Below are 14,622 nucleotides of genomic sequence, written 5' to 3'. Positions count from 1 at the left end.
CCACGGCTGTGATGGCAGGGGAGACTGCACACGCTCCTGCCCTCGCAGGTGACCGGCTGCCGACCGCGAAAGGGTCGCTGACACCGGCACTGCACTGGGCAACGTGCTCATACAGCGATTTCGTGCGGCCAGCCACACTTATGAGGTATCCAACTCGTCTGAACCCATGTCCTGCACGTCGACGGCGCAGGCAGGGGAGGTTGGTTCCCTCCACCTTGGTCTGGCGCAGGCGGCTTTTTCCACCCTTTGTAGGCGCCGCGCTGTTTGATTAGGGCAAGTTTCTTTTGTGCGCTGTAGGGTTTAACTGCGTAGTAATACAAGCTCGTCGAGTGGAAGGCGCTTTCGTGGGGCTGTCTCTCGTTGCTCCAGAATCTCGGAGAGGCGATCCGCGCTTGCAACCGTGCCCACGGCAGTGACGGTCATGGGCTTAAGATTTTCAGCAAGATTGAAGGCTTTCGTGAGCTTGTTCCAATCGACGCCCGCCATCTGGTGGGTGTAAAGGCCGTCTGCCTGCGCCTGCACACTAAAGTGAGCCAACGACTGGCCAAGGTCGTACTCTGCGTACGGTCGCCCATCCCCTTCCGGCGAGGACGTCTCCGCGATGCCCACCACCAGCGCCGACGCGGTGTGCGCCCATGAAGCGTTTAAACCAGCAAGGGCAGAGACGATAGTGTCGAATTCCGGTGTATTTCGGCGAGTCACGATGAAACGGCGGGGTTGATTGTTGCTCGCCGAGGGAGCCCAGCGCGCAGCCTCAAGAAGCGCGTCAAGCTGAGCATCGGTGATGCTAACGTCCGGATCGAAGGACCGAGGGCTCCAACGCTGAGACAGCTCCGAGATGATTGGAACACGCGTGTCAGCGGTACGGGAGGTCATTACGTCGGAGGGTTTCAATGTTATAGCTCTCTTCGTTTCTTTACGATTGCTCAGTCACAAGCCCACCCTAATAGGTAGGGCTCAGAACGGTCAGATCGGGTAATTTCTCATCAACACTAGGGCGTCCCTCACAAGATAGGCTTGTCCTTTTTATGTAATTTCTGCACAGGGTTTTTACGTACTCCGTGCAATTGAAGAGGTTTGCACAAGATTTCCCGAGGAGAGAAAACGGAATTGAGCGGACTCTCGCCCAGTGCGTATCCCAGCAGTGGCAAGTCTTGCCTGTGCAGTTCGGCCGGCGTCCTTGAGCGCTGCTTCCCACCCGCGCTTTCGCACGCGCCCGTCAAACCACTCCATGGAACCTGCGATGTGGGCGATGTCTGTGTGTCCGAGGTCAATGAGGTGCTGAGTTGCCAGCCGGGCCCCGAGTTCTTGATTTTCAGAGTAAGTGAAGACATCAGGAGTGGAAGAAACACCCGCTGCCACCATTTCAAGAGGCACCCGACGTGTTGCGCGCCAAACGGCAGCAGCCATGGACACCAGCGGCGCGATGACAATTATGCCGTCGACTCCGAGGTCTTCCAAGGTGTTGAGCGCGTTTGGGATCGATTCCTCGTACGGGGGTCGGACGGAAGCTACAGTGGTTGAGTATCCCTTTTCCCTGGCTACGTTCTCCAGCGCCAGAAGCGTTCCGACCGGCCCAAAACGCGGGGACCCATCGGTTACGATGCCGATGGATGTCGAGCGACTGGTCACAAGAGTGGTAGCGGCCCTATTGCGGCGATACCCAACATCCTTAATGATCTGCAATACCCGCTGCCGGGTAGACTCGTTGACTTCGGGATGGCCGTTAAGAACTCGGGAGACGGTTCCGTATGAAACGCCTGCCATTTGTGCGACTTCTTTAATAGTCATCCGCCGCTGGGGCGGGTTCGAGCCGGAGCCGTTCACCTCCGGGTGCGTCGCTGCTCCTGCCACAGCCGCGCCTCCTAACTCTTCACCTGGACCAACCGTCATGTATCCGCAATCAAACACTACGCGGCCAAGCCATCACGTACGCGCTCGTTGCCAGCAGCAGAGCACTGTGCTTCCAAATTTCGCCGTGCTTCAGGTGATGAGGCAGAGGGCGGACTCCTAATTTGGGCCACTTCTACATGCGGGGCCAAAGTGCCGATAATGGACGTTCTGTAGGGCCGGGGGAGTGGGGAGCGCTAGAGCTCAGTATGCTCCGTTCCGCCGTTCGCACGCTGACCCCTCAGTGACAGTGGGCAGGCGATGCCGGCGCCGGCCGAAGGCACTGGAATTGGCGAAACTCCGGCCAAATAGCGGTTGGCCGGAGTTCCGTGGACAACACTGCAGGGTGAACCTTGGGGTTGTGTGGGAGCGCCGGGCAGGGGAGGGGTTTACTTCAGCGCCGCTTGGCGGAGGTACTGGTAGACCGTTTCCCTGCTGATTCCGTAATCGCGGGCCAGTACGACTTTAGGGATGCCGGTGCCGGCTCGCTGGACCAGTTCGGCCGCACGCTCGGGTGTCAGAGTCTTTTTCCGTCCTTTGTAGGCGCCGCGTTGTCTGGCCAGCGCGATGCCTTCGCGCTGGCGTTCCCTGATCAGTGAGCGTTCGAATTCGGCGAAGGCGCCCATGACGGAGAGCATGAGGTTGGCCATGGGGGAGTCCTCGCCGGTGAAGACGAGCTGTTCTTTGAGGAACTCCACCCGGACCCCGCGCCGGGTGAGCCCTTGGACCAGGGCGCGAAGGTCATCGAGGTTGCGGGCGAGCCGGTCCATGCTGTGCACGACCACGGTGTCCCCGTCGCGGACGAACCGCAGCAACTCGGTCAGCTGCGGCCTTGCGGTGTCCCGGCCGGAGGCCTTGTCGGTGAACGTCCGGTCCAGGACCTGGCCATCAAGCTGGCGCAGCTCATTTTGGTCCACGGTGCTCACCCGCACGTAGCCGATGCGCTGACCATTCACGACGGCCTCCAATCCTCGCGGTGTGAGAACGAGTGTCGACCCCACCAGCGCAGAGGTCAAGACACGGGTCTGTCCAAAACCGCCTGACGACTAATTGCCAAGGAACGCACGTCCGGCAGGGGAACAACCCTGCCATGGTGTACGTTGCTCTCTGGTCGGGAAAGACCCGGTCAAAGACTGAAATGAGCACCGCCTACCGTGGCTACCGATTACGACGAAGTCCGTTCCGACGTCAAGGAATCCCAGGACCGGTCCCTCGAGGCGTTGAAGTCGGCCAGCGCTCCTGATGCCCGCAGCGTCGTCACCGAACTGGACGTGGCCGACGACGAAGGGCTGACGCCCGGCGGGGAAATCGTCTCCGAGGAACTCATCGTCCAGGTCATCCCGCAGGGCAAGGACGAGTTCACCTGCGCATCCTGCTTCCTCGTCCGGCACCGGTCCCAGCTCGCCGTCGAACGCAACGGCCAGCCTTACTGCATCGAGTGCGAAGGCTGACAACCTCGGGACGGCTCCCGCAACCTTCCCGACGCCGAGGACTTTTCGTCGTTCCCTGACCCCTGCCACTGCTGGTGACTCACTGCCGGCAGTGAGCCGTTCGGGGAGGGGCAGGGCTTTTAGAGCAGATCCAATTCCTGGATGAGTCCGTATTCAACGCCGGTGCTTAGGGTGGCAGTGAATGACCTGAAGCTGTGTCGGGTGATTAGTATGCCGCGGTCCGTTGCCTTCTCGCTGAGCAGGCGGGTGGCTTCTTCAAGCTGCAGATCTCTGGATGCGCGGTCGTGGGCTTCGATGATGATGGTGTCGTGGGTGAACATTGTTGGTCTCCTTTGTCCAATGTAAGAGTGGCGGCAAAGCTTTTGGCTGGGCTGGTTGCCGGAAGAGTGGTGGATCTTCAAAACCCTGGGAGCCGCCGACGGGCGCGCTGCAACAGATTTTGGTTGTGCTGTTTGGTGTGCCATCTCGCCGCCCTCAGGGGGCTTGTGGGCCCCTGGGTCAGCTTGGAGCCGATGAATGCGTGCTCGGCTTGCCTGCTTGGTTTCAGGCTCTGCGGAGGCGGCTTCGTTGGGCCGCGGCGGTAGCTGGCGACCTAACAGTTTGTGATGAAAGACGGGCGGGATGGGATCCCGGCTGGGTTTGGAAAACAACACTTTCCGCGCGGCGCATCCTCCGCCGAAACCTATGATTCATCAAAAGCTTCGCTCCAACAAATTGGCAGTGGAGACTCATTTTCAGGCGTGCATCTTGAGGAAATCTTGATCCGCAGGAAGCACCCGCTTGATCCTTTTCAGGAAGAGTGTCTTGGTCAGGTCATGCAGAGCGCCTGGCCAGTAACGGGGCTCGGGTTCCGTTGGCGGCGCTCGTAATCTTTGAGGATCCGTTTGAGAACCACCGTCAATATATTGCGTTTAGAACGACCCGGAGCTGCTGAGGCGATGGGCCCACGGGACGCTGACTCGGCCGCTTCGTTGCCGGGTGTCACCGGCGATATGTCGGCTCTCGACCTGCAAAGCCTGTGGAACATTGCCGAGGATACGCAGGGCCCTGCCCTGGCCCTGCAATTCCTCAGCGACTTTTTCAGCCTGCAGCAGGCTCGAGTGTCCCGGATCCTCGCCACTCTGGCCGAGGAGGACCCCGCGGGCTCAGCTAATGCTGTCCGTAGTTTGCACACTGCATCGTCCATGGCTGGCGCAAAGCACATTGCCGAGCGCTGCGCGATCATCCTGCCACTGGTCGGGGCCAGGAATTTCACGTCCGCGCGGGTACATGCAACGGCCCTGCAGTGCGACGTAGAGGCTCTGACTGCCGCTTCCCCCATGCTGCTGGAGCAAGCGGAGGCCCGGCTTGGTTCCATGCCAGCTGCCCACGCCTAGAATGCGGGGAAGCCGCCCCCTGGAATGGGACCGAGAGCAGGACATCAATTCGCCCTGGATGCCACGCGAGGCTTGCGTCCGCGGGCGTCCCTGGGCAAGACTCGGGGGACGCATGCTGAGTTGATGAAAAATTTGGAGCGGGATACACCACGAAAAGCGCTGGCAACGATGCTTGGCGCCCGCCGGCTGCGAAGGTGCAGCCACGAGGTCCCGCAGACCGAAAGGATCGCAATGGCAGGAATGTTCGAACTGTTTATCGACGCACAATCAGCTTTCAGGTTCCGTCTGACAGCACCGGACGGCACCGTAATGGCCGTATCCAGACCCTTCACGACCAAGACCGACGCCGTGGCAGGGATCGCCGCCGTCCGCGAGTACGCCGGCATGGGACTGATTACCGATTCCTGTACGACCCTCAGCGCTATCGGACATCGAGCCTACAATGACCCGCCTGCTCCGGCGGGCTCCCAACGGGTTCCCAAAATCGATTTCCATGGGCGCGCCCGTGCGGTCCGCCGGGCCGTCTCCGGTCCGCGCTGGGCCGGGGCAATACACAACTTTTCCTGAGCCCGGGGAGGGCCCGCCTCTGCCCCTTCCCAGCTCCAGCTTTACGTAAGATCAATTATCGGTTCTGATTCGCCGCGACGTCCCTGACCCCCCGTAGCATCCGGACACACAGCGCAACGCAGGCGTCCCCGCCCGTAACCTGTTTAAATGCCTCGTTTCGCATTGGACATCGAGTCCGTCCCCCGCCCCGCCCGTTCGCAGGAGCTTCTGGACGCCGTGAATCACCGCGTCGTCATCGCCGACGGCGCCATGGGCACCATGCTCCAGGGCCGGGACCTGCAGCTGGACACCGACTTCCAGAACCACGAGGGCTGCAACGAAATCCTCAACGACACCCGCCCGGACGTCATCGCGGACATCCACGACGCGTACTTCGCCACCGGCATCGACGCGGTGGAGACCAATACCTTCGGTGCCAACTGGTCCAACCTCTCGGACTACGGCATCGACGACCGCATCGAAGAGCTCGCCCGCAAGGGTGCGCAGATCGCCCGCGAACGCGCTGAAGCCGCGGAAGAAACGGACGGCCGCCTGCGCTGGGTCCTCGGCTCCATGGGCCCCGGCACCAAGCTCCCCAGCCTCGGCCACACCAGCTACGACTACCTCAAGCAGACCTTCGCCCTCCAGGCTGAGGGCCTCATCGACGGCGGCGCGGACGCCTTCCTCATCGAAACCAGCCAGGACCTCCTGCAGACCAAAGCCGCAGTCAACGGCTGCAAACAGGCCATCGTCTCCAAGGCCGTCCGCCTCCCCATCTTCGTCGAAGTAACGGTCGAAACCACCGGAACCATGCTCATGGGCTCCGAAATCGGCGCCGCGCTCACCGCCCTGGAACCGCTCGGCGTTGACGCCATCGGCCTCAACTGCGCCACCGGCCCGGACGAGATGAGCGAGCACCTCCGCCACCTCGCCAAGCAGTCCTCCGTCGCCATCGCCTGCATGCCCAACGCCGGCCTGCCCATCCTCGGCGCCAACGGCGCTCACTACCCGCTCACCCCCACCGAACTCGCCACCGCGCACGAACAGTTCGTGCGCGAATTCGGCCTGGGCCTGGTGGGCGGCTGTTGCGGCACGACGCCGGAACACATGGCCGCCGTCGTCGAACGCTTGGCTCCCTTCCGCACCAAAGCCGTGGTCACCACCGAGGGAAAAACAGCACCGGCAAGAATCCCCGAAGAACGCGAGGCCGGCGTCGCCTCCCTGTACCAGCACGTGAACTTCGACCAGGAGTCCGCCTACCTGGCCATCGGTGAGCGCACCAACGCCAACGGCTCCAAGGCCTTCCGCCAGGCCATGCTCGAGGAGCGCTGGGACGACTGCGTGGACATCGCCCGCGAACAGATCCGCGTCGGCGCCCACCTGTTGGACGTCTGCGTCGACTACGTGGGCCGCGACGGCGTGGCGGACGTCAAGGAGATCGTCTCCCGTTTCGCGTCCGCCTCCACCCTCCCGCTGGTCATCGACTCCACCGAACCGCCCGTCCTGAAAGCCGGTCTGGAACTCATCGGCGGCCGCCCCGTGGTCAACTCCGTGAACTACGAGGACGGCGACGGCCCCAACAGCCGCTTCGCCCGCATCATGCCGCTGGTCAAGGAACACGGCACCGCCGTCATCGCCCTTACCATCAACGAAGAGGGCCAGGCCCGCACCACCGAGGGCAAGGTGGCCATCGCCTCCCGCCTGATCGATTCCCTAGTGGGTGAATGGGGCATGCGCGTCGAGGACATCATCGTTGACTGCCTCACCTTCCCCGTCGCCACCGGCCAGGAGGAAACCCGCCGCGACGGCATTGAAACCATCGAGGCCATCCGCCAGATCACCGCCAAGTACCCGGGCATCAACACCACCCTCGGTGTCTCCAACGTCTCCTTCGGGCTGAACCCGGCCGCCCGCATCGTCCTGAACTCCGTGTTCCTGCACGAGGCCGTCCAGGCCGGCCTGACCAGCGGCATCATCGACGCCGCCAAGATCGTCCCGCTTGCGTCCCTCCCGGAGGAGCAGCGCAAGGTGGCCCTGGACTTGGTCTGGGACCGCCGCGAATACGACGCCGACGGCAACACCACCTACGACCCCCTCGCCATCATGCTGGACATGTTCGCCGGCGTCGACACCGCAGCCCTCAAGGACCAGCGCGCCGCCGAACTCGCCGCGCTGCCCACCGGCGCACGCTTGGAACGGCGCATCATCGACGGCGAAGGCAAGGGCCTGGAGGAGGACCTGGACCTGGCCCGCAGCGAGGGCATGACCCCGCTGGGCATCATCAACGACCACCTGCTCGAGGGCATGAAGGTGGTGGGCGAACGCTTCGGCGCCGGCGAAATGCAGCTGCCGTTCGTGCTGCAGTCCGCCGAGGTCATGAAGAATGCCGTGGCCCTGCTGGAGCCGCACATGGAGAAGTCGGACTCCTCCGGCAAGGGCACCATGGTGATCGCCACGGTGCGCGGCGACGTGCACGACATCGGCAAGAACTTGGTGGACATCATCCTCACCAACAACGGCTACAAAGTGGTCAACATCGGCATCAAGCAGGGCATCGCCGAAATCATCGCCGCCGCCGAGGAGCACAACGCCGACGTGATCGGCATGTCCGGGCTGCTGGTGAAGTCCACCGTGGTGATGAAGGAAAACCTCGCCGAGCTGCAGTCCCGCGGCTTGGCCAAGAAGTGGCCGGTCATCCTAGGCGGCGCCGCCCTCACCCGCGCCTACGTGGAACAGGACCTGGCCGAGCAGTTCGACGGCGTGGTCCGCTACGCCAAGGACGCCTTCGAAGGCCTCTCCCTCATGGAGCCACTGGTGCGCGTGGCCCGCGGTGAATCACCGGACGACGTCGGCCTGCCGCCGTTGAAGAAGCGCATCCACAAGGGCGGGGCGAAGTTCACGATCACCGAGCCCGAGGCCATGCCCGGCCGCTCCGACGTGGCCACCGACAACCCCGTGCCCGTGCCCCCGTTCTGGGGCACCCGCATCGTCCGCGGCGTCTCCCTCCACGACTACTCCGCGTTCCTCGATGAGCGCGCCACCTTCATGGGCCAGTGGGGCCTTAAGCCCGGCCGCGGCGAGGACGGCGCCTCCTACGAGGAACTCGTGGAACGCGAAGGCCGTCCCCGCCTGCGCTACTGGCTGGACCGCATCCTGGGCGAAGGCATGCTCGACGCGTCCGTCGCCTACGGCTACTTCCCGGTGGTCTCCGAGGGGGAGCAGGTGGTGGTGCTGCACCACGGCGAGGATCCCGACGGCGTCCTGGGCCAGGCGGGCCTGCTCGCCCCGGACGGTGGTTCAGGCGGCCCGATCGGCACCGACCGCCTGCGCTTCAGTTTCCCCCGCCAGCGCCGCGACCGGCACCTGTGCCTGGCCGACTTCGTGAAGTCCCGCGAGTCCGGCCAGATCGACGTACTGCCCGTGCAGCTCGTCACCGCCGGCTCCAGGATCGAGGAGTTCACCTCCAAGATGTTCGCGGCCAACCAGTACCGCGACTACTACGAGCTCAACGGCCTGGTCATGCAGCTCACCGAGGCGCTCGCCGAGTTCTGGCACGCGCGGATCCGCAAGGAGCTGGGGTTCGGGGCCGAGGAACCGAAGGACACGGCCGGGTACTTCAAGCTCGACTACCGAGGCGCCCGGTTCTCACTCGGCTACCCCGCCTGTCCGGACATGGAGGACCGCCGTAAGGTGACGGAGCTGCTGAAGCCCGAGCGCATGGGCGTCATTCTGAGCGACGAGCTCATGCTGCACCCGGAACAGTCCACCGACGCGTTCGTGTTCCACCACCCGGAGGCCAAGTACTTCAAGGTGTGAGCGGGGCCCGGCCCCGGAGCGGCACGGTTGTCACTCCGGGGCCGTTTCCTGTCATTCCCCGCCCGGCACGGAGGTGCCCGGCAGCGAGGCCAGCTGGGTCAACGAACCGTCGCGGTCCAGGCTGAGGATGAGGTCCAGGTCCAGCCGGTCCAGGAACGCGTCATCGTGACTGACCACAACCACGGCACCCCGATACGCAGCGAGAGACTCCACCAACTGGTCAACGCTGCGAAGGTCCAGGTTGTTGGTTGGCTCGTCCAGGATCAGCACCTGCGCGGGCGGGTCCGCGAACAGCAGCCTGGCCAGGGAGACCCGGAACCGTTCACCGCCGGAGAGCGTCCGCACCGGCCGGTTTACGCTGTCGCCGCGCAGGAGGAACCGTGCCAGCCGGTTCCGGATATCACCGGGAGGCACCGCCGGAGCGGCGTCCTGGACGTTTTCGAGCGTGGTGGCCTCTTCCCTGAGCCCATCGAGCCGCTGGCGCAGGTACCCGGCCTGGTCCGTCAGCAGGCTGCCGCCGGCTTCACCGTCGGCGCACGGAAGGCTGCCCACCAGCTTCTCGAGGAGCGTGGTCTTGCCGGCTCCGTTTGGGCCAATGATCGCCACACGTTCGGGGCCCTGCACCAGGAAGGAACGATTGGTGCCCCACAGTTCCGCGATCCGCCGGCTGCGCGGAACCTGCGGGTCGGGAAGATCCACCGATATCCGTTCCTCCTCGCGCACCCGGGAAGCAGCGGCGTCCAAGGCATCCTGGGCCGCCTGCACCCTGGAATCCATTCCGGAGCGCATTTTTCCTGCCGCCACCTGGGCGTCGGAGGCCCGTTGGTTCATCAGGATTTTGGACCCCTTCTTGTTCTCGTAGCTCTTCTGGCCTGTCCTGGCCCGGCTGGCCAGCTTCGTATCCGCCTCCTGCTTCTGGCGCTTTTCCTTCTTCACCTGCTGTTCGGCCGAACGGGTGGCCTGCACCGCGGCGGCCTGCTGTTCATCCAGGTAGTCCCGCCATCCGCTGTAGGGTCCGCCGAACACCGTCAGCCCTCCCTCAAACAGCTCTGCCGTTTCGTCCATAAGCTCCAGCAGCGCAAGGTCGTGGCTGACCACCAGCAGGCTTCCCGGCCAATCACCCAGCATCCGGCCAAGTGCCGAACGGGCATCCCGGTCCAGGTTGTTGGTCGGTTCATCCAGCAGCGTGATGGGAGTCCGCCGGATCCTCAGCCCGCTGATGGCGGCCAGCATCGCCTCCCCGCCGGACAACTCACCCACGCTCCGGTCAAGCCCGGCCCCGGAGAGCCCGATATCCTGCAGCGCTTCACCAGCGCGGGCTTCGATGTCCCAGTCGTCACCGAGGACGTCGAAGTGCTCCACTGCGGCATCTCCGGATTCGATGGCGCGCAGGGCGGTGACCTTGTCCTTGATTCCCAGCAGTTCCATCAGCGTGGCATCGCGGCGCAGCGTCAGGGTCTGAGGCAGGTAGCCAACGTCGCCTCCGGTGGAGATGGTGCCGGCGGTGGGCGCGAACGTCCTTGCTATCAGGCGTAGCAGGGTGGATTTTCCGGAACCGTTGGTTCCCACCAGCCCGGTTTTTCCCGGCCCGAAACTGCCGGAGATCCCGGACAGCGCCGGTGAGCCGTCCGGCCACTGGAAATGGACGTCCGTGAGGACGACGGATGGAGTATGTGATGTAGGCATGGTGCTCCCAATAGAAGATGCCGGGCGGCCGGGCCGCGGTTCGCCAAAAAGGTCAGGTGTGGAACGCGCGGGAAGTCCTACGGGGGACGGGCTGCCACGGAAGCCGGCCAGGGCGCGCGGGGATAAGCACCAGGCTGTGCAGGGTGGCGGGAAATCAGTGCAGGGCAAAGAACGCCATGGATTGGCATCGGGCTCCGGGTGGTTTCAGCGGTAGAAGCGCTGAGACCTGCCGGGCCCTTAGGGCATCAGGGAAGTGTCAGCGCGCGGACTGCGTCGCGAAACCTGAAATGCCCGTCACAAGATTGCCTAACACTGGGGAACAGAGGACATCAGTGTCACAAATTCAGTACCGGAAGGCAACCCGTCAGCACCGGTGGGCGTCGGCCGATTCCCTGGGCACCGATTCGCCCTGCCCGGCGTGCCGGGACCGTCCGCTGGTAGTGGGCGTAGCTCCGGACACCGGCTTCACCCGCCGCAGCGAGGCGAGCACGGCCCGGCCCACCACGGCGATGCCGATCACCGTTGTGATGGCGCGCAGGGTGTCCCAGCCCGCCGTCGACGTCAGCAGCGAGTAGAGCAGGAAGCTGCTGAGGTTGGTGGCCAGCGGTGCGCCGGGCACGTAGGAAATGCCCGTTCCGGCGCCCACGGCGAAGGGCCAAAACCACAGATTCAGCAGCAGCCCGAACACGTAGGACGCCACGACGCCGTAGGCCGCCAGCATCCACAGTTCTGCCCTGCCGCGTACCCGGCGGGGAAGCAGCCCGGCGCCCGCGCCCACCCACGCGCAGGCGAAAATCTGGAACGGCGTCCACGGCCCGATCCCGCCCCACAGCGCACTGGAGACGGCAATCGTGGCGGCTCCGAGCAGCAGCCCGAACCGCGCACCGAACGCACGGCCGGCCAGGATCAATAGGATGAACACCGCCTCCACGCCGCCGACGCCGGTGCTCGCCACCCGCACGGCGGAACCGACGGCAGCCAGCACGCCGAGCAGCGCCACCGTATGTGCCGAGCGCACCGATCCGTCCAGCGAAAGCACGACGGCGACCGCGGCCACGGGTGCAATTGCCAGGGCGATGTAGGGGGTTGCGGCGGCAGCGTCCTGCGGGAGTGCCGCGGCAAGCAGCGGCCAGCAGAATGCCGCGAGGGCGAGAACGTTGGCGGCGGCGAGGACTGTGAGTTCGGCGCCCCGCGGCATCCGGAAGCGGTGGGGTTTCTGGGCAGTTTCAATGACAGCCTGCGACTGGACAGCCGCTGGTGCTGGACGGGCAACGGCAGGCCGGGGCGGCGCGGGAATGAATGCTTCCTGGACGCGTTCCAGTTCCGGTGACGGGGCCACACCATCCCGCATCGGCAGAATCCGGGCACCCAGGCTGGAGGCGAAGTCGAGGTCGTGCGTGGCAATCAGGACCGCCGTGCCATCCTCCGCCGCAGCCCGCAGCGCCGCGGCCACCGCAGTCCGTGCGGTAGGATCGAGCCCGCGCGTGGGTTCGTCGATGAGCAGTACATCCGGGTCATCCATCGTCTGCAGGGTGATGGCCAGGATTCTGCGTTCGCCGGCGGAGAGGTCCCGCGGATGCCCGTTCCCGACGGGAATGCTGCTGCCTCCCCGCAGCCGGGACAGCCGTGCCGCCGCGGTACCGGCAGTAACCGCTGTGCCCTTGTTCCGCCGCGCCTGCCGCCGCTCCGCCGACCGCAGCTCGCCCGTTACCGTGTCCCTGGTGAAGAGGTCGTCCGACGCGTCCGGCACCAGGGCGACCCGGCCGCCGTCGGACGTTGCGCCGGTACCTTCACCCAGGGCCAGCGCCACCAGCAGGGACGACTTCCCGGCCCCGTTCGGTCCCACCAGCGCCACGATCTCGCCGTGGTGCAGGGCCAGCGAGGCGTCGCGGACCAGCGGTACGCCCTTCCGACGCACCTCAAGGTGGGTTGCCGTCAGCACAGGGGCGCGACCGGGATCCGGAACGGCCGCTGGCCGGGCCTCGGCGGGAGTTGCTGGGGAGGGAGGGGCGCCCGGCACCAGCGCGCCGCCGTCGATGGCCCACCAGGAATCAGCCACGGGAACCAGCGCCGCCGCCCGGTGTTCGGCCACGATGACGCACACGCCGTGTTCGCGGGCCAGGGCGTCTAGCACGGAAATGACGCGGCGGCGGTGTGCGGCATCAAGGTCGGCCAGGGGCTCATCCACCAGGAGCAGCTGCGGGTTATCCACGACGGCGGCGGCGATAGCAACGAGCGTTGCCTCACCTGCAGAAAGGGTGCTGACGTTCCGGTCCAGCAGCGCCGCGACCCCGATCCTGTCGGCCACCTCCCGTACCCGGGCCTTCACGGCAGTGGAGGGCACGCCACGGAGTTCAAGGGCCAGGGCGATGTCGTCCCCGACTCGGGTGGTGGCGAAGGCGGCCCGTGGGTTCTGCAGGACGACGCCCACCAAGTCCGCGGTATCACGCGGGGGAGCGGAGGCGCGGTCCGTCCCGGCAATCTGTACGGTGCCGGAAAGCTCCCCTCCGTCCACGTGGGAAAGGAGGCCCGCGAGGCCGCGCAGGATGGTGGACTTGCCGGAGCCCGTGGGCCCGGTGATCACCGCGACGGACCCGGCCGGCGGTGCAAACGAATCAACCTGGATGCGCGCGTCAGCGATGCGGAACTTTACGTCGCGCACCTGAAGCGGGCCGCCGTCGTCGTGGTGTCCTTGGCGGGATGCCCGGCTGCCGAAGCCGCGCAGCTCCAGGGCCGCGGCAATGCGGCCGGCGTGTTCCAGGGTGCGTTCGAGGATGGGAACCAGGGCGCGGGGGCCGAAGCGTTCGCCGCGGAGCCGGAAGGCCAGGCGCATGGAGGCCACGGCGTCGGCCAGCGCGGGGAGCGCCGCCCACGCCACCACCAGCATGCGGGCCACACCCTGCAGGGGTCCGCCGCGGGCCAGCCGGACGAAGCCGCGGGACACATCCACCCAGGCATTGAGCATGCCGAACCCCAGGATGGTGAGTGCGATCGGCAGGGCGGACAACACTGCCGCCCACAGCCCCGGCGCGGTGACCGGGCCCAAAAACACCACATGGGCGTACGGGGCGGGAAGCCGCAGCGGCGGCAGGTTCAGGAGGACCGGGGCGCCGGTGGCCGCTCCATTGAAGAGGACCCGGTAGGCGACCCGCGCCGCGATGAACACAGCAGCGAGAACCGCTGCTGCGCGCAACGGCGCGGGCCGGAAGGTCATGACGCGGGTGCTGCCGGTTCGTTGTCCACGGTGTAGAGCAGTTCAAGGCTCTCGCCGGGGTTGAGCTTGAGGCTGTCCAGGCCTTCCTGCGCGTAGGCCCACGTGCCGGCGGCGGGCTTCACCCAGAGGGCCCAATACGAGACCGTGTTCTTGTCATCGCACGCTTCGCGGGTAGTGCCACCCTTGTGCTTGATGTCGAAGTCCGCAGCGGGCACGCCGTTGACGCGGCACGCGAAGCTCGTGGGGTACTTGGCGGTGCCCTCGATCTTCACGTTGGCTTTGCCCAGCACGTCCGATGCCAGAGTGGGGCCGTCCACGGACACGCAAGAGGAGGTGTCGGCGGCGGACTGCTTCAGGGCGCCCGAATCGACGATGACCTTCACGCCCGAGCAGGGGCCGGCGCTGGCGGAAGCAGTGGACGAAGCGCTGGCGCTCGATGAAGCAGTTGCGGAAGATGCCGGGGCGGAGGAACTTGGGGAGTTGGCGGCCGGCGTGGAACAGGCGGCGAGGGTAAGCAGGAGGCCGGCGGCGGCCAGGGAGCCCGCGGACGCGGTGCGAAGTGTAGTCAATGTCACCTGTCAAGGGTAGGGCGTGGGCGCCCCGGAGCGGATGGCCGTTCCGTTGTGTGACGCCGGTTCTCAAT

11 protein-coding genes are annotated in these 14,622 nt (G+C 65.5%); 4 read left to right on the top strand and 7 right to left on the bottom strand.

Going from position 1 to position 14,622, the window contains the following annotated elements:
- Window positions 1-300: 300 nt before the first annotated feature.
- From ACIGJD_RS18810 to ACIGJD_RS18800, 3 genes are all read right to left on the bottom strand, one after another.
- A complete protein-coding gene (locus ACIGJD_RS18810) occupies window positions 301-876 on the bottom strand; it encodes a nitroreductase family protein (protein ID WP_159630057.1) in 576 nt (191 codons plus the stop codon).
- A 174-nt stretch (window positions 877-1,050) separates the two neighbouring features.
- The gene (locus tag ACIGJD_RS18805; protein WP_223917533.1) at window positions 1,051-1,854 is read right to left on the bottom strand and encodes a LacI family DNA-binding transcriptional regulator; all 804 of its coding nucleotides are present in this window, start codon (window positions 1,852-1,854) and stop codon (window positions 1,051-1,053) included.
- A 425-nt stretch (window positions 1,855-2,279) separates the two neighbouring features.
- On the bottom strand, window positions 2,280-2,846 hold the full coding sequence (locus tag ACIGJD_RS18800; protein ID WP_159630059.1) for a recombinase family protein: 567 nt from the start codon (window positions 2,844-2,846) through the stop codon (window positions 2,280-2,282).
- A gap of 198 nt (window positions 2,847-3,044) precedes the next feature.
- Between ACIGJD_RS18800 and ACIGJD_RS18795 the strand changes: the two genes are divergently transcribed.
- Window positions 3,045-3,341 carry a DUF4193 domain-containing protein gene (locus ACIGJD_RS18795; protein WP_159630061.1) on the top strand — a complete coding sequence of 99 codons (297 nt, stop codon included), beginning with the start codon at window positions 3,045-3,047 and terminating at the stop codon, window positions 3,339-3,341.
- A gap of 119 nt (window positions 3,342-3,460) precedes the next feature.
- Here the strand turns inward: ACIGJD_RS18795 and ACIGJD_RS18790 are convergent, their stop codons facing one another.
- The gene (locus ACIGJD_RS18790) at window positions 3,461-3,661 is read right to left on the bottom strand and encodes a hypothetical protein (protein WP_159630063.1); all 201 of its coding nucleotides are present in this window, start codon (window positions 3,659-3,661) and stop codon (window positions 3,461-3,463) included.
- A gap of 618 nt (window positions 3,662-4,279) precedes the next feature.
- Between ACIGJD_RS18790 and ACIGJD_RS18785 the strand changes: the two genes are divergently transcribed.
- From ACIGJD_RS18785 to metH, 3 genes are all read left to right on the top strand, one after another.
- The gene (locus ACIGJD_RS18785; RefSeq protein ID WP_483687500.1) at window positions 4,280-4,717 is read left to right on the top strand and encodes an Hpt domain-containing protein; all 438 of its coding nucleotides are present in this window, start codon (window positions 4,280-4,282) and stop codon (window positions 4,715-4,717) included.
- Window positions 4,718-4,948: 231 nt separating this feature from the next.
- A complete protein-coding gene (locus ACIGJD_RS18780; RefSeq protein WP_159630067.1) occupies window positions 4,949-5,284 on the top strand; it encodes a YegP family protein in 336 nt (111 codons plus the stop codon).
- Window positions 5,285-5,431: 147 nt separating this feature from the next.
- The gene (gene metH, locus ACIGJD_RS18775; RefSeq protein ID WP_483687499.1) at window positions 5,432-9,079 is read left to right on the top strand and encodes a methionine synthase; all 3,648 of its coding nucleotides are present in this window, start codon (window positions 5,432-5,434) and stop codon (window positions 9,077-9,079) included.
- 51 nt (window positions 9,080-9,130) lie between these two features.
- On the opposite strand, the gene ACIGJD_RS18770 is transcribed toward metH, so the two are convergent.
- The 3 genes from ACIGJD_RS18770 to ACIGJD_RS18760 form a co-directional block, all read right to left on the bottom strand.
- A complete protein-coding gene (locus tag ACIGJD_RS18770) occupies window positions 9,131-10,765 on the bottom strand; it encodes an ABC-F family ATP-binding cassette domain-containing protein (RefSeq protein WP_483687498.1) in 1,635 nt (544 codons plus the stop codon).
- A gap of 364 nt (window positions 10,766-11,129) precedes the next feature.
- Complete coding sequence (locus ACIGJD_RS18765; protein WP_483687497.1) at window positions 11,130-13,979, bottom strand: ATP-binding cassette domain-containing protein; 2,850 nt, start codon at window positions 13,977-13,979, stop codon at window positions 11,130-11,132.
- Window positions 13,976-14,554, bottom strand: coding sequence for a hypothetical protein (locus tag ACIGJD_RS18760; RefSeq protein ID WP_483687496.1), 579 nt, complete (start codon window positions 14,552-14,554; stop codon window positions 13,976-13,978). Before ACIGJD_RS18760 ends, ACIGJD_RS18765 begins: the two co-directional genes overlap by 4 nt.
- Window positions 14,555-14,622 lie beyond the last annotated feature (68 nt).

Source organism: Arthrobacter sp. E1SS-5, from assembly GCF_057073715.1.
The sequence above is the reverse complement of the archived record's forward strand: the minus strand, read 5'-3'. Positions and strand labels throughout refer to the sequence as shown.

What these genes read in the sequence shown, in the direction of transcription:
- ACIGJD_RS18810 (WP_159630057.1), bottom strand. Translation starts at nt 876, where the DNA reads ATGACCTCCCGTACCGCTGACACGCGTGTTCCAATCATCTCGGAGCTG.
- ACIGJD_RS18765 (WP_483687497.1), bottom strand. Translation starts at nt 13,979, where the DNA reads ATGACCTTCCGGCCCGCGCCGTTGCGCGCAGCAGCGGTTCTCGCTGCT.
- ACIGJD_RS18785 (WP_483687500.1), top strand. Translation starts at nt 4,280, where the DNA reads ATGGGCCCACGGGACGCTGACTCGGCCGCTTCGTTGCCGGGTGTCACC.
- ACIGJD_RS18770 (WP_483687498.1), bottom strand. Translation starts at nt 10,765, where the DNA reads ATGCCTACATCACATACTCCATCCGTCGTCCTCACGGACGTCCATTTC.
- ACIGJD_RS18780 (WP_159630067.1), top strand. Translation starts at nt 4,949, where the DNA reads ATGGCAGGAATGTTCGAACTGTTTATCGACGCACAATCAGCTTTCAGG.
- metH (WP_483687499.1), top strand. Translation starts at nt 5,432, where the DNA reads ATGCCTCGTTTCGCATTGGACATCGAGTCCGTCCCCCGCCCCGCCCGT.
- ACIGJD_RS18790 (WP_159630063.1), bottom strand. Translation starts at nt 3,661, where the DNA reads ATGTTCACCCACGACACCATCATCATCGAAGCCCACGACCGCGCATCC.